The sequence below is a fragment of the Bacillus sp. DU-106 genome (assembly GCF_004799705.1).
Lineage (GTDB): Bacteria > Bacillota > Bacilli > Bacillales > Bacillaceae_G > Bacillus_A > Bacillus_A cereus.
Window position 1 is genome coordinate 4,721,574 of sequence record NZ_CP026607.1, and the last position, 19,781, is coordinate 4,741,354.

The following is a 19,781-nucleotide window of genomic DNA, read 5'->3' on the forward strand; positions in this document are numbered from 1 at the left end:
TTTATATTTTCTACATAATAGAATTCAATTTTAAAACTTGTACTAAAAAATAAATTGGAGGTCTACATAGTATGGAACTTTATAAAAAATTAACAACAACATTTATCCTCTTATTCATCGCTTCAATCACTGTCGGCTTTTCCTTAAAAGGCGCAATTCCATACGCTACATTAGTAAGCATTATATTCGCGACACTATTTTTACTAAGTAGTGCCTTTTGCGCAGGTAAAGCACGTCAAATGAAAGGTTGATTACATATGTTCCAGAAGAAATCAATCCTTTGTAAATCATGTGAAAAGGAAATACAAAAGGAGGACTTACATTGTTTGAATCAAACCGTATCCAGTTACGAAAGTTTTCCGAAGATGATATTCTAACATATTATAAATGGCATAATGATATAGACGTTATGAGTTCAACTACGCTCACTCTTGATAAATATTCCCTTCAAGACACAGAAAAACTTTGCCAGCAATTTATTCATTCTTCGGACTCTAAGAGCTATATCATTGAAGAAAAATCTACGCATCTTTCAATTGGTATTACTTCTTTAATTCATATTGATTCGTATAACCGAAACGCTGAATGTATTATTGATATTGGTAACAAGGATTACTGGGGGCAAGGTTATGGGAAGGAAGCTTTCACCTTATTATTGGATTATGCATTTTTAGAATTAAATTTACATCGCCTTTCTTTACGAGTATTTTCTTTTAACGATAGAGCAATTAAATTATATAAATCACTCGGTTTTCAACATGAAGGAACTTGTAAAGAAGCTATATTCCGCAATGGCAATTGGCATGACATTGAACTCTTCGCTTTATTCCAACGTAATTATAAATAAAAAAAGCTTTGCGCTCACCGCGCAAAGCTTTTTTTCATATATTATAGACCAGCTTGCTCTTTTAAAGCTGCTGCTTTGTCTGTACGTTCCCATGATAGATCTACATCAGTACGTCCGAAGTGGCCGTAAGCTGCTGTTTGTTTGTAAATTGGGCGACGTAAGTCTAGCATTTTAATAATACCAGCTGGGCGAAGATCGAAGTTGTTACGAACTAGCTCTACTAGTACGTCTTCAGATACTTTACCAGTGCCGAATGTATCAACTGAAATTGATACTGGTTGTGCTACACCGATTGCGTATGCAAGTTGTACTTCTGCTTTTTCAGCAAGACCAGCTGCTACGATGTTTTTCGCAACATAACGAGCTGCATATGCTGCAGAACGGTCAACTTTCGTTGCATCTTTACCAGAGAATGCACCGCCACCGTGGCGAGCGTATCCACCGTAAGTATCAACGATGATTTTACGTCCTGTTAAACCAGCATCACCTTGTGGTCCACCAATTACGAAGCGGCCAGTTGGATTAATGAAGAATTTCGTTTCTCCATCCATTAATTCTGCTGGTACTACAGCTTTAATTACGTGCTCTTTTAAGTCGCGATCGATTTCTTCCCATGTAACATCTGGGTGATGTTGTGTAGAAATTACGATAGTATCAACACGTACTGGTTTACCATTTTCATCATACTCAACTGTAACTTGCGTTTTTCCATCCGGACGTAAGTATGATAATGTATCATCTTTACGTACTTCAGTTAAACGGCGAGCTAATTTGTGAGCAAGCGAGATTGGAAGTGGCATTAACTCTTGTGTTTCATTACATGCGAAACCAAACATTAAACCTTGGTCTCCTGCACCAATTGCCTCAATCTCAGCGTCAGTCATTTGACCTTCGCGTGCTTCTAGCGCTTGGTCAACACCCATAGCGATGTCAGCAGATTGCTCATCGATAGATGTTAAAACTGCACAAGTTTCTGCATCGAATCCGTATTTTGCGCGTGTGTAACCAATGCCTTGAATTGTTTCACGAACGATTTTTGGAATATCTACGTAAGTAGAAGTCGTAATTTCCCCCGCTACCAATACTAAACCAGTTGTTACAGTTGTTTCACAAGCTACACGTGCATTTGCGTCTTTTGATAAGATCGCATCTAAAATTGAATCAGAAATTTGGTCACAAATTTTATCTGGATGTCCTTCAGTTACAGACTCAGATGTGAACAGATGACGTTTTTTTGTCATGTGGTAAACCTCCCTACAGTAATTGTATATATTGTACGGAACTCATCCTTAATTTGCCACAAACTGCGACATACATTTATTCTCCCACACAAGCATACAGAAAAACCTTTCCTACTTTACATAGAGGAAAGGTTTAATTTGCTACTTGCATACTGCTTTTTGCCCTTCGCTCTTATCGTTCGAGACCTGTAGCCTCGCACAGGTTTTAGCACCTATTCACCTGTATTTACCACTACAAGTGAGGTTGCTGGGCTTCATCGGGCCTGTCCCTCCGCCAGCTCGGGATAAGAGAGTATCCGTCCCAACCTATACTAAAGAAATGATATTCATTTGTCAATTAATATTCACATTTTCCTGAAAGTTTTTCTCAATACGCCTGAAATGAAATATTAATAGGGAAATAATGCATTCACACAAACAAAAAGAAATAAATAGTATACATTATTTATATAATTGTGTTATACTCTTGTTGGGGATTACGAGAAATATTTCATTAAATGAAAAGGATGGTATATAAATATGAGTACTGTGAATGTCCAAATTGGTTTACACGAATTATTGAACGGAAGCAATGCACAGATTCAACTAAGTGTTCCGCAATTAGTGGAAAAAGTATTAATGCGAAATGAAGGGAAATTAACTTCTACTGGTGCCGTTTCTGCTTCAACTGGAAAATATACAGGACGTTCTCCTAAAGATAAATTTATTGTGAAAGAAGCATCGGTTGCTGACAAAATTGCTTGGGGAGCTGTGAACCAACCGATTTCTGAAGAACATTTTAATAAATTATATACTAAAGTTTTAGAATACTTAAAAGAAAAAGAAGAGTTATTCGTCTTCAAAGGATTTGCAGGCGCTGACCGCAATTACCGCCTACCAATTCAAGTTATTAACGAATATGCATGGCACAATTTATTTGTACATCAATTATTCATTCGTCCAACTGAAGAAGAATTAACAACTCATGAATCAGAGTTCACAATTGTTTCTGCACCGAATTTCAAAGCTGATCCAGCTGTTGACGGTACAAACTCTGAAGCATTCATTATGGTTTCATTCGAAAAACGTATCGTACTAATTGGTGGTACAGAATACGCTGGAGAAATGAAAAAATCAATCTTCTCTATTATGAACTTCTTATTACCTGAACAAGATATTCTTTCTATGCATTGCTCTGCAAACGTAGGTGAAGAAGGCGACGTAGCACTATTCTTCGGTTTATCTGGAACAGGTAAAACAACATTATCTGCTGATCCAAACCGTAAACTAATCGGTGATGATGAGCACGGTTGGTCTGATAACGGTGTATTCAATATTGAAGGCGGTTGCTACGCGAAATGTGTAAACCTTTCTCACGAGAAAGAACCACAAATTTTCGATGCAATCACATTTGGATCTGTTTTAGAAAACGTTATCATTAATGACCAAACACGTATCGCCGACTACAACGATACTACTTTAACAGAAAATACTCGTGCTGCATACCCTATGCATGCGATCGACAATATCGTACTGCCAAGTGTTGCTGGACACCCAAATACAATTATTTTCTTAACTGCTGATGCATCTGGCGTATTGCCTCCAATCAGTAAGTTATCAAAAGAGCAAGCTATGTATCATTTCTTAAGTGGTTACACTAGTAAACTAGCAGGAACAGAGCGCGGCGTTACTTCTCCGCAAGCTACATTCTCAACTTGCTTCGGTTCACCATTCTTACCACTTGATGCATCTCGCTATGCTGAAATGCTTGGTGAAAAAATCGAGAAACACGATGCGAAAGTATTCTTAGTAAACACTGGCTGGACTGGTGGCGAATACGGCGTTGGTAAACGTATGAACTTAGGTTACACTCGTGCAATGATTCAAGCTGCATTAAACGGTGAACTTGCAAAAACTGAAACAGCTAAACATGATATCTTCGGTCTTGAAGTTCCACTTCACGTACCAGGTGTACCTGACGAAGTGTTAATGCCTGAACAAACTTGGGCTGATAAAGCTGCTTACAAAGCAAAAGCAATCGAACTTGCAAATGAATTCAAAGCTAACTTCAAAAAGTTCGACAGCGTATCTGAAGACATTATTAACTTAGGCGGTCCAATCGCTTAAATTAAAACTTTCTGTTGGAATAACCCTTTACTCATATGAATAAGTGTCGTGTAACCGTAAAGTTTCGCGTACTCACCGACAAAACCCAATGCGGCTTAACGGTTACACACACTTACATAAAAAAGAAGCTTACGTGAAAACGTAAGCTTCTTTCTATATCTTATATAAAGTGAAACGCTAATCTCTTCATCTGTGACCTAGATTATAAAATTACAGCTTCGAATATATACATTATATCCCTACTCACTACATCTCTCGGGTTTCACATCGTATGGGGCTAAAAAAGGCCCTGACCGCTTCTATTCGTGACTGGATCATCTATTCCATCTAAAAAGAAGTCTTTTATCTTTTTAGCTCTTTGTTAGTTCTTTCTCATCTTTCATGCTATAGTAACCTAAGTTCACAACGATTAAAAAATAACCGCCCATAATCCCTACTGCAAATGCCCACATCACCATATGGTGCTCAATTTCGTACATAATAATAGCGCCCAAAATAGCAGCCGCAAAACGATTAAACATACCAAGCGTCGGTGCTTTCGTTTTCTTTACGATACTATCTCCAAGCTTCTCAATTCTTCTCCCTAAAAGCCAAACGCAATACATACTTACGATAAGTCCAATTCCTGCACCTAAAAAATGTGCTGAAAACGGTGTTAACATCCAACCTAGTAACAAAATACCTAGTATATAATACGATTGGATTTTAAATGATCTTAGTGACATACTAATCATGCTGTACCTCTCTTCATTCGTTCTTATCTATCCACCAAAAAATTTCTTTCAAATTCATATTCCTTACATTCATTTCATTCAAATTAAAAACAACATAAACAGTATGTTTATGTTGTTTAAATGTTTTTAGAAAATAATATTATACAAGATTTCAAACATCATATTCTCATATTTTGTGACGGTTTTTCAAACTTTTTTCGTCCATTTATGAAAAAAATGATATCAATCTATGAACATACGGATATGATGTAATAAGCACACAAATAAAGGGGGCGTCTAATGATTTATTTTTTAATGGCTCTCATTCACCTCATTATCCCTGCACTTATTGGACTTTCATTGTATTGGTACACGAAAAATCATAGCATTTTTTACGCTGTCCTCGGTGTTCTTCTTCCAGGTATTATTCTTATTACACTCTTCCGTATTCCATTTTTAAACTTAATTCCACTTATTACTGCTATCTTGTTTCTCATCTTCTTACCAAAAATAAAAAAATAGGAAAGCAGATCATAGGTGATCTGTTTTCCTATTTTGATATAGGTTCCTCTGCAATAGAATGAACTTTTACTTTCTCCGATTTCACAAACCATAGACCGACAAAAATGATAATTCCACCGATGATTTGTTGAAACGATACATATTCATTTGCCCAGACAGCTGCAAATAGAACCGCTACAAGCGGCGTTATATACATATATACCATCGTATGTGACGCCCCAATTTTTTGAACACCAACATACCACATTACTAGACCAAATACTGTTACAAAGAAAATAGAATATAGTAAAGCAAATAGTGTCATTCCGTGAGTAATGTGAAATGGCATGACAAACACATGTGGACCACTTAACAATAATAGCGGAATCGCACCCACTAATGCAGACCATGCAGTAACACGTAATGCTGAATATTTTTTAATTAATGGTCCTGCTAAAACAGGATAAAGCCCCCAGCATATTGATGTAATAAGTCCAATTCCATTGCCATAAAAAGAACTAGTAAGTGAATGTCCTGCTACTAAAACTAAGGCTGCACCAACAAAGGCAGTCATAGAACCGATTAACTTTCGAGAAGAAAACTTTTCTCGTTTCAAGAAAATCGCAAATGCAGTTGTAAAAATAGGTGAAATAGAAATGAGTAAAGAGGCATTTGTAGCGGATGTATATTTGACAGTTTCCATAAATAACGTTTGATACAGTACAATACCTACAACGCTAACGATAATTAATCTAGGTATATCCGTTCGCTCCATATAAACCGACTTTTCAATACAAAAGGTAAGGAGTAACAGAAGCGGTGCCGCCGCCATCATACGAAGTGCAGTAAACTCAATTGCTGTAAATTCTAAAAGTCCATACTTCGCAATTGTATAGTTAATCCCCCAAATAATAACAACACTTAAAATTAATAACTCAATTCCCCATCTCCTCATGCGTATCCCCTCCGCAAAGAAGATTATACAGAAAATTCAATCACATGTACATTTCATTATGTGAAAAAATCTTTTTATTATATGAAACGTTTTGGTAAATGAAATTATATCGGCGCAACTCCATTTATATCGGCGATTTCCCAAATATATCAGCGCAACTCCATTTATATCAGCGATTTTTTCAATATATCGACTTATCGACAATAATAGCGACTTATAAAATAAAAAAAGTGAGTCCAAAATACATTTTGGACTCACCTTTACTATACTCGAACGTGTAATTTCATATTTGGATTATAAAACTGGCTTGGGCTCTTCAACTGAAAAGTTCCTCCACCTTCATGCCAATCAACCGTTAACTTATCGTCCATAAATACAAGCTTTGTACGATCAGCGATAAAATTCATTGTGCTTGATTCAATATCCACATCGCGCTCATCTTTCTCTGCTACAGCTACTAAATCGATGATTCCGCTCATAACACAACCGCAACCTTCATTATCATAAAATAACTTTATATATTTCGCTTCACTTGGAATCGTATCCATAATCTTTTTATATGCTGCTTCTGTTACAGTAACGTACATATGTTAATCTTCATCCTCTCTTCTCTTATCATTCATATATTGTATCATCATTTTTCTTAAAAGTTATATACAGAAAATTAAGACTAATATACAATGTATGTGATAAAGTTTCAGCAATCGAGCTTTTATGAGTAGTTCATGCAGGAGAAAGGATGTTTACTATCTGTGTTCAAACTACAACGATATCCCATGTTATTAGGTGTATTTAGTAGTTTCTTCATTTCTAGCGGAATGCTATTACAGCATGTACTTCCCTATTCTCCTTCTATTAGCTGGATTCTAGGTTTTATTTGTTTCCTATCCGCTTCTTATTTTGCTACGAAGAATCCAAACAACTCATAAAGCAAGAATCATCTTAAGGAGGATTATAAAACATGCCAGCCTTAAAAAAAATAGAGCAATCACTCGATCACTTATTCCAAATTGAAAAATACGGAAAAGATAGTGCCTTTAGTCGATTTATCCCAGCCGTATATGATCCTATCAAATTTCCTTGGCAACAATTTTTCGAAGCAAATTTTGTAGATTTATTTAACGGCCTTATGATGCACGGATCTGAAAATGTAAACAAAGTATTTTTAGCTGTATTCCCTACAGATGACGTTCTTGAAACATTCATTTCACAATCCACACCCGGTGATTTACTCTTTATGCATCATCCCCTTGTAATGGAGTGCGGTGATCCGCTTGGAAGATCAGGCCGCGGTTTCTTACCAATTCCTGAAAAATATTTGCAAGGAATAAAAGAAAAACAACTTTCTATATATACATGTCATGTACCAATGGATTTTCATCAAACACATGGAACGAGTATTTCAATTGCAAAAGCATTAAACGCTACTGTAGTGGACGACTTTGCATATGGAGGTCCAGAACAAGAACCAGTTGGCCTTATTTGTGAAATAGATGAAACATCAACAGAAGCACTCCAAAAACATCTAAAACAACTCTTCCAGATTCCTTACACAGACTTCGAAGGTAAACGACATGATTCCATCAAAAAAATCGCAATTATCGCTGGATGTGGCGATGTCGTATCTTTAATGAAGGAAGCAGAAGAAAAAGGTGCTGAAGCATATATTACAGGAGAAATCCATTGCCATATCGATAATGATTACGGCAGACATAAATACTCGCTCATTATGGATTATGTAAAAGAAACGAATATGTCTCTGATTGGTGTGTCACACTCTGCCTCTGAATATTTAGTGAAAGAGACATTGATGTATGATTGGTTTAAAGAGAATTTTGATGTGGATGTTATTTTACTTCCTCAGGAAAAATGGTGGCTCTAACACTACTTAATTCTCCTCCCGCTATCTTTTGAAATCTAGACACAAAAGACGATCTGCCACACAAAATTATAGAATTCATAATATATATATTAGTTCTATTTTAAAAACTAGATTTTGAAAATATAGAAAGGAGAACATATATGTACCCACGTAATTTTTTTAGTTGCGATGGCAGACGCAACAGCGGTTCTAACGGAAATACTGGACCCACGGGGAACACCGGACCCACGGGGAACACCGGACCTACGGGGAACACCGGACCTACGGGGAACACCGGACCCACGGGGAACACTGGACCCACGGGGAACACTGGACCCACGGGGAACACTGGACCCACGGGGAACACCGGACCTACGGGTAATGCTGGACCTTCCGGAGCTGGTTTCCAAAGTACTACCACCTTTAGTCTAGCAGCGGCTCCCAACTATAAAAAAGGACAAGTTGTCACTTATACGGGCAGTGGCTATGTTGTAAAAAAAGATGCACCTCAAGGGTTTCCTAATATATCTCCAGATTATATCGTATTAGTAGAAAGTGGACCTACCGGTAGTACCGGGCCTACCGGCATCACTGGGCCTACGGGGAACACTGGACCTACGGGATCTGCCGATAGTGCTTCAGCAAAAAGTATTGTTTTTCAAGGAACAAATGCTGGTTTTCAACGTATAGCGGGTTCTCCTGGAATTGACTCCAATGTTATTCCATATGTCACTGCTGGAGCCGGTAGTATTGTCGGCTTTTCTGCGTCTATAAATATAAATAATTTACCTGCTGCTATTTATACGATTAATATTTGCAGAAATGTCCCAACAAACCTCACAACCCCTTCTTCTAGCTACATCCTATCTACTATTACCTTAACTACTACTGACAAAATTACCGGAACTATGGTATTTTCCATTAAACCAACGGATAGCGGAGCAGGACAAATTCAAGTATTTAATCCTACTCCGGCAGTAGGTCCCGCTACTGTAACTTGGACTAGTATTACAACTGGAAACCCAGTTGCAAGAGGAGATGCTATATCCCTTTATATTACCCCTGGAATTACTGCAAGTGCTGTATATTCTATTTTTCTAATTACTGATATATAGCAATTCATTTCATAAAAAAAGACCCGAAATTCGGGTCAACAAATAGAAATATAAATGAACTACAACAAATAACAGACAAAGCCATTATATATTTTTCATAGTAAAACATCCATTATTTTCTTTTTACACTATCAATATATTATTTTTCGTTATCGTCCTCTTTTTTAGAACGTCTACCTAAGAAGAACACAAAAACATCACTTCCAAATAAGTGATGTTTTTTGTAGTTAATGCAGTGGTAACATAACTTCAACCGTCGTTCCAACCCCAACTTCACTTTCAAAACTTATTTTACCGTTGTGGTCTTTAATAATTTTTTCTGTAACTACTAAACCTAGACCAGTTCCTGTTTCTTTCGTTGTATAAAAGGCTTCATTTAACTTTGGAATTTTATCTTTCGGAATGCCGCATCCCTCATCTTTCACTTGAACGATGATTCCATCTTTTACAGTAACTTTAATCGTAATTGTTCCGCCAACTGACATTGCTTCAATTGCATTTTTGATTAAATTAAAAAAGACCTGTTTTAATCGTTTTTCATCACATGTAATTGATGGTAAGTCTTTACTGTAAATACCTTGTATGTAAACTCCTTGTTTTAACGCTGGCTTTTCCATAACTCGAATAACATAAGAAATAATTTCTTGTATGTTATGAGTTTCTGATTCTAGTGATTTAGATTTCTCAAATCCACTAAGTTCTGTAGCAATTATATGAATCCGATCTACTTCTTGTTTCATAATATCACTATAAATTTTATCCTCTGGATGCTTGTCTGCTTGTTTATTCACAAGTTTTTTTAAGTTTGCTAAAGGTCTTCTAATCTTATAACCAATAACCGTTGCCATCTTTCCAACAGCTGCTAGTTTTTCTGTCTGTTTTATTTCTTTGTCCATCATCTCAAGCGTACGAACGTAAGACTGAACCCTTAAAAATATAATCCAACATATGATAGTAAATACGCTATATAATGCCATTGGGATTAAAACGAGAGAAGATTGAATAATGATTCCTGTAAGAGCATACTTTCCGATAAGTATCGCTGGAACTAACCAGAAATATCTTTTATTCACAAAGATTGGTGCAAACAAAATAAAAAATCCTTCTACTATATTTCCACCGTCAAATTCTGCATCGCTACCATAATAAATCATAATGTTATGGATACAATCTAATACATTATAGCCAATTAGAATAATATACTTTACCGCAAAAGCATTCTTCCATTTCATAAAGTATATTCCAATGCAAAACAATACCACCATCAAAAAGTAAAGCCATAAACCTAAACCATCTTCAAACTCTCCTACACCTTCTTGCTCTCCACCGATTAACGGTACGATAAATTCATAGGCAAGATCATATACGAAAAATATAATAAAAAATAAACTTAAAAATGCTTTCAGCGCCTTTATTTCTTCATTTTTAAATATATAGCCTTTATTCATATGGTAACTCCTAGCTTTTCTTCCACTTGGATTTCAGTATTTCCACACTTCCTTGGGAGAATGATGTCTATTCTCGTTCCAGTATCTTTTTCACTTGAAATATGCAACTCACCAAGGTGCTCGGCGACAATTCGATTCGCTACCGTCAGTCCCAGACCAATTTTATCTTGTTTCGTTGTATAAAAGGCCTCTGTAACACGGGGTAAGTTTTCTTGCTTAATACCATGACCATTATCGATCACACTGATCATTACATATTCTTTCCCTTTATTTTCTAATTGTAAATGTAATATACCACCTTGTCCCATTGCCTCTAAAGCATTTTTTATCGTATATAAAAAGACTCCTCTTATTTTTCGTTCATCACATTCAACTTCTATTGTTTTTTCTTCCACATTAGAAATAAACTGAATGTTTAATTCATCTATTTTTTCACGAAGACTTGTTATTACTTGTAATACAATTTTTCCTACATCATGTTTCTTATAAATAGAAGGTTTGCATGTAGCAACTTCCATTAACTCACTTATCATATTATTCATATTTTCTATTTCAAAAATCATACGTTTATAAATAGGATCCTCTTCATGCTTCTCTCGTTGTAATTGCGTAAATCCTTTTAATGAAGCAAGTGGATTTTTAATTTCATGTCCAACCGTCGCTGCCATTTTTCCGATTACTGCTAATTTCTGTGATTCACTAGCAATCGCAATACTTTCCTTTACAGCTGAAAGATATTGTAAAAATCGGTTTAAAATGATATATGCAGCTATTAACATAAGTGTATACATAATAAGGAACATAAATGCTTTTACTTCCTCTAATACAAATAAATAAATTAAATATTTTCCTACAATAGAGGAAAGTAAAAACACATAGAATTTTTTATTTAAAAATATAGGTACAAAGAAAATGAGAATAATTTCTATTATATTTGTCGCATCAAACGCCGCCTTATTATAAAAAACATACGAAAATATATTAGCGAGTTCTATCCCTATGTATGCAAATATCCATGCATATTTAACAAGGTTTGCCTTCTCTTTTTTCATTAAATATATATTCACGCACAGTATTGCTACTCCGCAAATAACTTGCCATATTATGTTGTATCCCTTATCCATTATTGATTTATCTTCTAATACGATTGCATAGAAAATTTGATATACAATAACAATGACATATAACACCCATAAAAGGATTTTTGCATTTCTTTCTTCTTCTTTATATGATAGAAAACTTTCTTTCACTTCAACACCCCTTCAAAATAATATCTCGAAGAATACCATTTATTATAATAAATGATTTTCATAGACAAACAAAGATAAATCGAACATTTGAGGAAAATCATGCCAACTATGCAATATCTTCATGCTATATACAAGCATAAAAAACATAAAGAATAATACGTATATTATCGGAGGTGTTTTTTATGGATGGCAAAAAAAATAAAAAGACCGAACAACTCCAATCTTTCATGCGTGAAAATGAAGGAAAGGAGATGACAACAAATACAGGTATTAAAATTTCAAACGATGAAAACTCTTTAACTGCCAGTGATCGTTTCAGAACGATTAGACATAGTGCAGGGAACGCCAAATGGACAGTGGGAAGTAAATGATACTTTCTTAACAGGCTCACCACTCTTTTATGATGGATTACTTCTTATCGGCGGAAAGATGGATGATCATTTTCTTAACAACGCAAGTTCATTTGTCGTAGAATCATATAATCACTTTAAGCCGATTGGCTCCTTCCAAAACGGCTCTTCTATTATTCAATCTTTAAATATCGAAGGAAAGCCTGGTGTTTTAATAGAACAAGACTCTACGCGACTAGCAAATGAATTTATTAAAGCTATGACAAAACAACGCTTTTGGGATCGAGTATATTCATAAAATAGGGGGACATTTATGTTTGTTACTGTCGAGAAAGATGTGCATATTTTTGTGCAAGACGTTAACCCTGGTCCAGGTAGTAAGACTGTTTTCTTCGTTCACGGATGGCCTTTAAATCATCAAATGTACCAATATCAACTCAATGTTTTACCTGAGCATGGCTTTCGCTGTATCGCCATGGATATACGAGGGAATGGGCAATCTGATAAGCCATGGACTGGTTACACGTATGATCGATTAGCCGATGATATCGCAATTGTTCTGGAAGCACTTCAAGTAGAGAACGCTACATTAGTCGGTTTCTCAGTTGGTGGTGCTCTTTCTATTCGCTATATGTCTCGCTATAATGGGCGCCGCATTTCTAAGCTCGCATTAATTGACGCTGTCTCCCCCTCTTTCGTTAAAAATCAAGAGTCCCCTTACGGTGTACCGAAAGAACAAGCAGATGCTCTCATTAATCAAATGTATGCTAATTTACCAAAATTTTTAAATGATGTATCTTTATCCTTTTTTAATAGAAACTTAGGGGCTGCAACCCTTGAATGGTTTTCTTATCTCGGTATGCAGTCCGCTTCTTATGCCCTTATAAAAATTTTACAAGCAGCTGCAAATGAAGATGTAACGAAAGATTTAAATAAAATTAACGTCCCAACAAAAATCTTCCACGGCGTTCACGACCAACTAATTCCTTACAAAAGTGCTGAGCTTACGCAACAACGAATTAAAAATTCTCAGTTACATGCTCTTACAAATAGTGGTCATGGTTCACCAATCGATCAAGCGGATGAATTAAATAAAGAACTGATAAAATTTTTACATGCATAACAACTGCAATACAAGAACGAAAGTTAATATAATCGATTTTTCACAAAACATAAAATTCACATACTTCTCACAAATACACAAATAAAACGATTACATTTTCATATATACTAAATGTACAGGTAATACTCCCTAAACCCAGCTTGTCTGGTTACCCCGTTAAATACTATGAAAAAAGAACTTGTATCGTTATACAAGTTCTTTTTGTTTCTTTTATTTAAAGAGGATATCTTTACTATATTGATTTCCGACGAGTAAATCATATTGGAGCATTTTATATTGCTCTAACATTTCTTTTTGTTTCTTTGTTAAATCATTGATTACTTCTCCATTTTTATCAACTTTTAATTCATCTCTAAGCACTGGTATTTCCTTGTAAAATTCCGATAAAAATTGATAAAATAAGGATTTATTTAATCCTGCATAATCAAAAATAAGATTAGAAAAATGAATTGGGCTTACTAAACCTAAATTATCATTTGGCATATCAAAGTTTGCATACATTAATAGCGGTGTTTGCGCCATGGCTAAACGTTCATTCGGTGTTTTTTCATTCGTTATATACCCATTTTCTTTATAAAAAGATTTATTTGTTCCTAATGATGGAAGATGATCTCCAAAGAATACTAATAATGTAGGTCTATCAAAATTATCTAGTTGCTCTATTAAATATTGAAGAGCCTCATCTGAACGTCTTAATCCTTCTGTATACGTCTCTAATTCTCCCTTTGAGTCTTCATTTTCTAGACTGCTAATTTCGATTAGGTTTTCACCAAATCGGCCCTCTGTAAATGGAAAATGATTTTGCATCGTAACTGCATGAATAAATGTAGGTTGTTTTTGTTTCTCTAACTCAGCAATTATCTCTTTACTCATCGCTAAATCACTAATATAATCTCCATCAATATCCACATTTTCCATCGTGTCCTCTGCATTAAACTTATCAAACCCTAACACCTTATATACATCATCACGTTTAAAGAATGTGCGACCAAATGAATGAATTGCACTTGTATAATAACCTTCTTTTTTCAACGCCGTAGGGATTGATGGAATTTCTTTCTTATTTGTAATAACCTGCTGATATGGTATAGAACCTGGCTTTAACAAACTCATTGAATAACTTGTTAATGCCTCAAATTCAACGTTCGCCGTATTTCCCCCAAATGTAGGAGAAATAGTTTGTCCACCAGGAAAGTTTTCTATATAATGATGTAAATTTGGTACAGGATCTTCACTAAAAGAAAGGTTAGTTACTTTCGTCGGATCCCAAAACGATTCACTCATTACAAAAATAATATTCGGTTTCTCTTTTTTCTTTTGGCTCCCTATATTTCCACTATATTGTTTTTTTATATTGTTTGCTATTTGAAGCATATTTTCTTTAGAATAATTTTTTGGTTTTTCCATAACTGTTGTATCTAAATTGCTAATAAACCCAAGTACAAAACCATTTGAAGCATAGTTCTCATTTTGATTCCACAAAACAAAATCTACACCTGATTTTTGAAATACTTTATTCATAAATGTATTCGCAAAATTACCGTACGCATATAGAACAAAAATAGATCCCACTACTAATAAGGCTCTTATTCCTAGATGAATCTTTACATTTTGAATATACCTTCTCATATATATCCCTGCTACAATACAAGCTACGATACTTAAGATAATGACAAAAATATAACTCCAACTAAAATAGTCCATCACCATCGGTATAACAGATTGCATATGCGTAATTTGTGTAAAATCAGAAGGATATAACGGATCACCTCTGAAAATAAGCTTCAAATAATTCACAATACATAAAATGACTAACGTACAGCTCGTTAAAACCATACTTAGAAAAACCTTACCTATTAAATTATATACAAGAATATATATTGCATAAATTACTACAAAACTTAATATAAACTGCATATTATAAAAGTAAATCCAATTCATTGCCTCTATGAAACTCATATTAACTTGCATGACAATATAAAATAACGCTACTGTATGGGCTAGCAAAAATAATATAAAATGCACTCGTAGGGATGCTCTAAGTATAGACATCTCTTTTTTATTGAAATGCGTAATATAAAACGTTATGCCCCATATGAAAATCATCATAACACTTAAAACAAGCTTTTGATTTAAATGATCTTTCATCATGTCTAAATTGAAAACCTTTAAAATCATAAACAGCATAGTTATTACTAATAAAGTCACCATACTACTTATAATGCTAGAAATTAATATATTTCTTTTTGGAAGATGAAAAAGTGTAGAACCATACTTCAATTCATTCCCTCTTTTCTATGTATTAATTTCACCTCGCATCGAAAAAACTATTTGTATTAAAATAACATATATCCTATATTTCGTCTGCAAACTTGCTTCTACTATAAATATATTTCCTTAATACTTCCTTAATCAATAGTTAAATTGTGGCATACAAATTACTCATTCTTGAAAAGCTTAATTTTAGCACTCCACTTTATGATATAATAACTATTTTTTAGAAATCCTTAATGCTATTAAAGATTCCACATGAAAATACGAAAGAATTAATAAACAAGCGTTGTACGTTTTTAACCACTATTAATATAACGAAAAGAACCTGCCACAAGACAGGTTCTTTTCGTTATTTTATGATAAAAGAGAAAATGATTAGCATGTGTATTATATAAAGGGAAGCAGCCATATTTTCCATACGATACATACGAGTACTATAATTACAAAATCAAAAGAATCTAATCTCGGACCTTTTTTCATATTCATATGTAGCCACTTTATTTTTGTATATTTATGGATGTTTTTCTTTGCAAATCGGTAAATAAGCATTTGCATGATAAAAAATCCGGCCACAAAAATAAATAATAAGATGAGAAATCCAATCACAAAATTCCTCCTATTTTTGTAGCGTTTTTTCTACTATCCGATTTTTCAAAACCCACTCTTCAAACTGGGCACTTCCAAATTCCCAACTAAGATCGCGAGCATGTACAGAAAAAACGTAATAACCGGCATATTCATCCATAAACCTACCTAACTCTACATCGTCTTTCTGAATACCGTATACTCCAAAATTAAAATACACATCCCATACGTCTTCATTCTTTCTCTTATAAGCAATCGATTCCATATCACATTCTGTCCCGAAATAATCAAGATGTAAATGTACGCTATCATCGTATTCGTACTCCATTTTATCACCCCTTATATTTGTACTTCTTTACCACCAAAAAAATTCCTGCTATCTACACTCACATATGGGCGATTACCTACATATCATGCTTGTAGAGTGACTTCTAGGAGGTGTTATATAGTGAAAAAATTAATCGCGATTTTTTGCATCATGTTACTAGCTGTTTTTACTTTTGCTGCTTGTAGTAGTAAAAAAGAAGGTACGAAAGAACAAACTCAAAACATTCGCGTCGGCGAAGTTACCCATTCTCTCTTCTATGCCCCATTATATGTTGGGATTGAAAAAGGATTTTTTAAAGATGAAGGACTAAATATTGACCTACAAACAACAGCTGGTGGCGATAAAACGATGACCGCCCTATTATCTGGCGGAATTGATATTGCTCTCGTCGGTTCTGAAACGTCTATTTACGTTCATCAACAAGGAGCGAAAGACCCTGTCATTAACTTTGCACAGCTTACACAAACAGATGGGACATTTTTAGTTTCACGTAAAAAACTAGACTCTTTTAATTGGAATGACGTAAAAGGTGTTACATTTTTAGGACAGCGTAAAGGCGGCATGCCGCAAATGGTTGGAGAATACGTTTTAAAGAAAAATGGCATTGACCCTCATAAAGATACAAACTTAATTCAAAATATCGAGTTTGCTAATATTGCAAATGCCTTCGCATCTGGTACTGGAGAGTTTGTACAACTCTTTGAACCGACTGCAAGTATACTTGAGAAAGAAGGTAAAGGTTATATCGTCGCTTCATTCGGAAATGAATCTGGTACTGTTCCTTATACAACGTTCATGGCAAAAGAAAGTTTCTTAAAGAAAGATAAAGCTGCTGCCGAAAAGTTCACACGTGCTCTCTATAAAGCACAGCAATGGGTTGATACACATAGTCCAGAAGAGATTGCTGATACTGTTTCCCCGCTATTTAAAGACACTTCAAAAGACATTACAGTAAAAGTAATTGAACGGTATAAAAAGCAACATTCTTATGCGACAAATCCACTATTAGATGCAGAAGAATGGAAACAGCTTCAAACTATTATGAAAGACGCTGGTGAATTACAAAAAGAAGTCCCACATGAAGCGCTCGTCAATACAAAAATTGCCGAAAGCGTTATTAAGAAATAGAGGCGAAGTGTATGAGTTTTTTGCAAATACGTAACGTTTCTCACTGTTTTTTTGCAAAAGAGAATGCCAAACTTATTCTTGAAGATATGAGCTTACAAGTGGAAGAAGGCGAATTTATTTCTATACTCGGTCCAAGTGGTTGCGGTAAAACAACGCTCCTCTCAATCATTGCTGGACTACTTGATCCAATTGACGGTATCGTCTTTTTAGATGGTGAACCGATTACAACGAAAACATCATCTATGGGATATATGTTGCAGCAAGATTACTTATTCCCGTGGAAAACGATTGAAGAAAATATTATGCTTGGACTTCATATTCGAAGGATTTATGATGAACAAATGAAAGAACATACTTTAAACCTTTTAAAGCAAGTCGGTCTACATGGTGTAGAAGAACAATATCCTCGTGAACTATCCGGCGGTATGCGTCAACGTGCCGCTCTCGTTCGAACGTTAGCAACTGATCCGAAAATTTTATTACTAGATGAACCATTCTCCGCACTCGATTATCAAACGAAATTAAAACTAGAAGAACTCGTTTTCAACTTACTAAATAAATATAAGAAAACATCACTACTTGTTACTCACGATATTGAAGAGGCGATTGCGATGAGTGATCGTATTTATTTACTTCAAGCGAATCCTGGAAAAATCGCGAAAATCTTTATCGTCCCGGAAAGTATCCGTTCTTTATCACCGTTAGAAGCACGCCATCACTACGATTTCCCAGCCCTCTTTCAAGATATATGGAAGGAGCTGGAACGACTTGGATAATATAAAACAACTACATGAACAATTTCGAAAGAAAGAACGCAGGCGTGCTTGGATTGCTCGCTCATTACAGCTTTTACTACTTATTCTTTTCTTTGCACTATGGGAAATAGCTAGCAAAAAAGAATGGATTGATCCTTTACTCTTTAGCTCTCCTTCGAGTATTTGGGATCTCTTCTTAACGAAATGGATCGACGGTTCACTTTGGGTCCACATATGGACGACATTGCTGGAAACAGGAGTAGGCTTCATTCTCGGAACGGTACTCGGTGCTATTATTGCCACGTTTCTTTGGTGGATGCCACTTCTAGCCCGCGTACTTGATCCTTACCTCGTCGTCCTAAATGCAATGCCAAAAGTTGCACTCGGTCCAATCATCATCGTTATTTTCGGTCCAAACATTTCATCTTCTATCGCAATGGGAGTAATCATTTCCATCATCATTACCATTCTCGTTATTTACAGTGCATTTCAAGAAGTCGATTCTAACTATATAAAAGTGATGGACACATTTGGCGCAAATAAATGGCAATGTTATAAGCAAGTCGTTCTCCCTGCATCCTTTCCAGCAATTATCTCAACGTTAAAAGTAAATGTTGGTTTATCCTGGGTTGGTGTTATTTTCGGAGAACTTCTCGTTTCCAAACAAGGACTTGGCTACTTAATTAGCTACGGATTCCAAGTCTTTAACTTCACACTCGTCTTACTTAGCGTACTACTCACATGTGTTCTTGCAACTCTTATGTATGTATTTGTTGAGGCATTTGAAAAAATTCTAATTGGAAAAAGAAAAAGAAGCTGACTCAAAACAGTGCGCTATAGTCAGCTTCTTTCTTTTACCTTTTATCACACATTTTCGTTTCATTTGTAATGTTTCCATCCGCAACCGTAACTGTATGGAAACAGTCTTTCACACGTACTGTAACGACATTATCTTTTCGATCTATCACATGATAATCATTAAACTTTTCATTCAAAGCACTACGAATTTGCTCCCCTTCAAAAATCGGAAAACCGTGAGACATTACCCAAATGAGACCAGCAACAGCAAGAATCGTTTTCATACGTTTCATTACCTCCTCGAGAGTAAACTTATAGTCCCTACAACACGCGCATTATAATTGTGTCTAAATTGTGACATTTTTATACTAATTCTCTTTTGTGCCTCCAGTTCCTTCTTCTT

Annotated in this window: 22 protein-coding genes, 1 pseudogene and 1 riboswitch; of the genes and pseudogenes, 13 read left to right on the plus strand and 10 right to left on the minus strand. The window is 35.2% G+C overall.

Going from position 1 to position 19,781, the window contains the following annotated elements:
- The first annotated feature begins 71 nt into the window (after positions 1 to 71).
- Both C3Y97_RS24080 and C3Y97_RS24085 read left to right on the plus strand, forming a co-directional pair.
- A complete protein-coding gene (locus C3Y97_RS24080) occupies positions 72 to 251 on the plus strand; it encodes a hypothetical protein (protein ID WP_000424797.1) in 180 nt (59 codons plus the stop codon).
- A 71-nt stretch (positions 252 to 322) separates the two neighbouring features.
- Complete coding sequence (locus C3Y97_RS24085) at positions 323 to 847, plus strand: GNAT family N-acetyltransferase (protein WP_000464126.1); 525 nt, start codon at positions 323 to 325, stop codon at positions 845 to 847.
- A gap of 41 nt (positions 848 to 888) precedes the next feature.
- On the opposite strand, the gene metK is transcribed toward C3Y97_RS24085, so the two are convergent.
- Positions 889 to 2,088 (minus strand): methionine adenosyltransferase, encoded by a 1,200-nt coding sequence (gene metK, locus C3Y97_RS24090; RefSeq protein WP_000163123.1) that lies wholly within the window; start codon positions 2,086 to 2,088, stop codon positions 889 to 891.
- 169 nt (positions 2,089 to 2,257) lie between these two features.
- Positions 2,258 to 2,379, minus strand: a riboswitch (SAM riboswitch).
- Positions 2,380 to 2,607: 228 nt separating this feature from the next.
- Here metK and pckA point away from each other — a divergent pair.
- On the plus strand, positions 2,608 to 4,194 hold the full coding sequence (pckA, locus tag C3Y97_RS24095) for a phosphoenolpyruvate carboxykinase (ATP) (RefSeq protein WP_000108802.1): 1,587 nt from the start codon (positions 2,608 to 2,610) through the stop codon (positions 4,192 to 4,194).
- Positions 4,195 to 4,544: 350 nt separating this feature from the next.
- Here the strand turns inward: pckA and C3Y97_RS24100 are convergent, their stop codons facing one another.
- Positions 4,545 to 4,928 carry an ATP synthase subunit I gene (locus C3Y97_RS24100; protein WP_000624926.1) on the minus strand — a complete coding sequence of 128 codons (384 nt, stop codon included), beginning with the start codon at positions 4,926 to 4,928 and terminating at the stop codon, positions 4,545 to 4,547.
- A 279-nt stretch (positions 4,929 to 5,207) separates the two neighbouring features.
- Here C3Y97_RS24100 and C3Y97_RS24105 point away from each other — a divergent pair, with 279 nt between their 5' ends.
- On the plus strand, positions 5,208 to 5,429 hold the full coding sequence (locus C3Y97_RS24105; protein WP_000639042.1) for a hypothetical protein: 222 nt from the start codon (positions 5,208 to 5,210) through the stop codon (positions 5,427 to 5,429).
- A gap of 28 nt (positions 5,430 to 5,457) precedes the next feature.
- On the opposite strand, the gene C3Y97_RS24110 is transcribed toward C3Y97_RS24105, so the two are convergent.
- Both C3Y97_RS24110 and C3Y97_RS24120 read right to left on the minus strand, forming a co-directional pair.
- Positions 5,458 to 6,363 (minus strand): DMT family transporter, encoded by a 906-nt coding sequence (locus tag C3Y97_RS24110; RefSeq protein WP_016125908.1) that lies wholly within the window; start codon positions 6,361 to 6,363, stop codon positions 5,458 to 5,460.
- 263 nt (positions 6,364 to 6,626) lie between these two features.
- Positions 6,627 to 6,950 carry an iron-sulfur cluster biosynthesis family protein gene (locus tag C3Y97_RS24120; protein WP_000289570.1) on the minus strand — a complete coding sequence of 108 codons (324 nt, stop codon included), beginning with the start codon at positions 6,948 to 6,950 and terminating at the stop codon, positions 6,627 to 6,629.
- Between the two features lie 165 nt (positions 6,951 to 7,115).
- Here C3Y97_RS24120 and C3Y97_RS24125 point away from each other — a divergent pair, with 165 nt between their 5' ends.
- From C3Y97_RS24125 to C3Y97_RS24135, 3 genes are all read left to right on the plus strand, one after another.
- A complete protein-coding gene (locus tag C3Y97_RS24125) occupies positions 7,116 to 7,292 on the plus strand; it encodes a hypothetical protein (protein ID WP_168732375.1) in 177 nt (58 codons plus the stop codon).
- A 32-nt stretch (positions 7,293 to 7,324) separates the two neighbouring features.
- On the plus strand, positions 7,325 to 8,245 hold the full coding sequence (locus C3Y97_RS24130; protein WP_001111125.1) for a Nif3-like dinuclear metal center hexameric protein: 921 nt from the start codon (positions 7,325 to 7,327) through the stop codon (positions 8,243 to 8,245).
- 140 nt (positions 8,246 to 8,385) lie between these two features.
- Complete coding sequence (locus C3Y97_RS24135) at positions 8,386 to 9,339, plus strand: collagen-like domain-containing protein (RefSeq protein WP_136363680.1); 954 nt, start codon at positions 8,386 to 8,388, stop codon at positions 9,337 to 9,339.
- Positions 9,340 to 9,566: 227 nt separating this feature from the next.
- Here C3Y97_RS24135 and C3Y97_RS24140 read toward each other — a convergent pair whose 3' ends face one another.
- Complete coding sequence (locus tag C3Y97_RS24140) at positions 9,567 to 10,787, minus strand: ATP-binding protein (protein ID WP_001032628.1); 1,221 nt, start codon at positions 10,785 to 10,787, stop codon at positions 9,567 to 9,569.
- Positions 10,784 to 12,037, minus strand: a complete 1,254-nt coding sequence (locus tag C3Y97_RS24145) for an ATP-binding protein (RefSeq protein WP_000664890.1) — start codon at positions 12,035 to 12,037, stop codon at positions 10,784 to 10,786. Before C3Y97_RS24145 ends, C3Y97_RS24140 begins: the two co-directional genes overlap by 4 nt.
- 182 nt (positions 12,038 to 12,219) lie before the next feature.
- On the opposite strand from C3Y97_RS24145, the gene C3Y97_RS24150 reads away from it, so the two are divergent.
- The 3 genes and pseudogenes from C3Y97_RS24150 (at position 12,220) to C3Y97_RS24160 (ending at position 13,510) form a co-directional block, all read left to right on the plus strand.
- The gene (locus tag C3Y97_RS24150; RefSeq protein WP_000348759.1) at positions 12,220 to 12,408 is read left to right on the plus strand and encodes a hypothetical protein; all 189 of its coding nucleotides are present in this window, start codon (positions 12,220 to 12,222) and stop codon (positions 12,406 to 12,408) included.
- A pseudogene (locus tag C3Y97_RS24155) lies at positions 12,341 to 12,685 on the plus strand (catalase); the annotation flags it as partial. The gene C3Y97_RS24150 and the pseudogene C3Y97_RS24155, both read left to right, overlap by 68 nt.
- Positions 12,686 to 12,700: 15 nt before the next feature.
- Positions 12,701 to 13,510, plus strand: a complete 810-nt coding sequence (locus C3Y97_RS24160; protein WP_000498278.1) for an alpha/beta fold hydrolase — start codon at positions 12,701 to 12,703, stop codon at positions 13,508 to 13,510.
- Between the two features lie 210 nt (positions 13,511 to 13,720).
- Here the strand turns inward: C3Y97_RS24160 and C3Y97_RS24165 are convergent, their stop codons facing one another.
- The 3 genes from C3Y97_RS24165 to C3Y97_RS24175 all read right to left on the minus strand — a co-directional run bounded on the left by C3Y97_RS24165 (position 13,721) and on the right by C3Y97_RS24175 (position 16,697).
- Complete coding sequence (locus tag C3Y97_RS24165) at positions 13,721 to 15,790, minus strand: LTA synthase family protein (RefSeq protein WP_136363681.1); 2,070 nt, start codon at positions 15,788 to 15,790, stop codon at positions 13,721 to 13,723.
- 381 nt (positions 15,791 to 16,171) lie between these two features.
- The gene (locus tag C3Y97_RS24170) at positions 16,172 to 16,390 is read right to left on the minus strand and encodes a hypothetical protein (protein ID WP_136363682.1); all 219 of its coding nucleotides are present in this window, start codon (positions 16,388 to 16,390) and stop codon (positions 16,172 to 16,174) included.
- Between the two features lie 10 nt (positions 16,391 to 16,400).
- Positions 16,401 to 16,697, minus strand: coding sequence for a DUF3986 family protein (locus C3Y97_RS24175; RefSeq protein WP_000455580.1), 297 nt, complete (start codon positions 16,695 to 16,697; stop codon positions 16,401 to 16,403).
- A gap of 120 nt (positions 16,698 to 16,817) precedes the next feature.
- On the opposite strand from C3Y97_RS24175, the gene C3Y97_RS24180 reads away from it, so the two are divergent.
- The 3 genes from C3Y97_RS24180 to C3Y97_RS24190 are packed head-to-tail and all read left to right on the plus strand — an operon-like array spanning position 16,818 to position 19,400.
- Positions 16,818 to 17,825 carry an ABC transporter substrate-binding protein gene (locus C3Y97_RS24180; protein ID WP_053563500.1) on the plus strand — a complete coding sequence of 336 codons (1,008 nt, stop codon included), beginning with the start codon at positions 16,818 to 16,820 and terminating at the stop codon, positions 17,823 to 17,825.
- An 11-nt stretch (positions 17,826 to 17,836) separates the two neighbouring features.
- Positions 17,837 to 18,601, plus strand: coding sequence for an ABC transporter ATP-binding protein (locus tag C3Y97_RS24185; RefSeq protein ID WP_071740511.1), 765 nt, complete (start codon positions 17,837 to 17,839; stop codon positions 18,599 to 18,601).
- Positions 18,594 to 19,400, plus strand: a complete 807-nt coding sequence (locus C3Y97_RS24190) for an ABC transporter permease (protein ID WP_000368771.1) — start codon at positions 18,594 to 18,596, stop codon at positions 19,398 to 19,400. The genes C3Y97_RS24185 and C3Y97_RS24190 overlap by 8 nt, the downstream gene beginning before the upstream one ends.
- A gap of 34 nt (positions 19,401 to 19,434) precedes the next feature.
- Here the strand turns inward: C3Y97_RS24190 and C3Y97_RS24195 are convergent, their stop codons facing one another.
- Positions 19,435 to 19,662, minus strand: a complete 228-nt coding sequence (locus C3Y97_RS24195) for a hypothetical protein (RefSeq protein ID WP_000849112.1) — start codon at positions 19,660 to 19,662, stop codon at positions 19,435 to 19,437.
- Positions 19,663 to 19,781: the final 119 nt, after the last annotated feature.

Coding starts and splice junctions, on each gene's coding strand:
- C3Y97_RS24160 (WP_000498278.1), top strand. CDS start 12,701: ATGTTTGTTACTGTCGAGAAAGATGTGCATATTTTTGTGCAAGACGTT.
- C3Y97_RS24185 (WP_071740511.1), top strand. CDS start 17,837: ATGAGTTTTTTGCAAATACGTAACGTTTCTCACTGTTTTTTTGCAAAA.
- C3Y97_RS24130 (WP_001111125.1), top strand. CDS start 7,325: ATGCCAGCCTTAAAAAAAATAGAGCAATCACTCGATCACTTATTCCAA.
- C3Y97_RS24080 (WP_000424797.1), top strand. CDS start 72: ATGGAACTTTATAAAAAATTAACAACAACATTTATCCTCTTATTCATC.
- C3Y97_RS24140 (WP_001032628.1), bottom strand. CDS start 10,787: ATGAATAAAGGCTATATATTTAAAAATGAAGAAATAAAGGCGCTGAAA.
- C3Y97_RS24150 (WP_000348759.1), top strand. CDS start 12,220: ATGGATGGCAAAAAAAATAAAAAGACCGAACAACTCCAATCTTTCATG.
- metK (WP_000163123.1), bottom strand. CDS start 2,088: ATGACAAAAAAACGTCATCTGTTCACATCTGAGTCTGTAACTGAAGGA.
- C3Y97_RS24175 (WP_000455580.1), bottom strand. CDS start 16,697: ATGGAGTACGAATACGATGATAGCGTACATTTACATCTTGATTATTTC.
- C3Y97_RS24105 (WP_000639042.1), top strand. CDS start 5,208: ATGATTTATTTTTTAATGGCTCTCATTCACCTCATTATCCCTGCACTT.
- C3Y97_RS24120 (WP_000289570.1), bottom strand. CDS start 6,950: ATGTACGTTACTGTAACAGAAGCAGCATATAAAAAGATTATGGATACG.
- C3Y97_RS24195 (WP_000849112.1), bottom strand. CDS start 19,662: ATGAAAACGATTCTTGCTGTTGCTGGTCTCATTTGGGTAATGTCTCAC.
- pckA (WP_000108802.1), top strand. CDS start 2,608: ATGAGTACTGTGAATGTCCAAATTGGTTTACACGAATTATTGAACGGA.
- C3Y97_RS24100 (WP_000624926.1), bottom strand. CDS start 4,928: ATGATTAGTATGTCACTAAGATCATTTAAAATCCAATCGTATTATATA.
- C3Y97_RS24135 (WP_136363680.1), top strand. CDS start 8,386: ATGTACCCACGTAATTTTTTTAGTTGCGATGGCAGACGCAACAGCGGT.
- C3Y97_RS24110 (WP_016125908.1), bottom strand. CDS start 6,363: ATGAGGAGATGGGGAATTGAGTTATTAATTTTAAGTGTTGTTATTATT.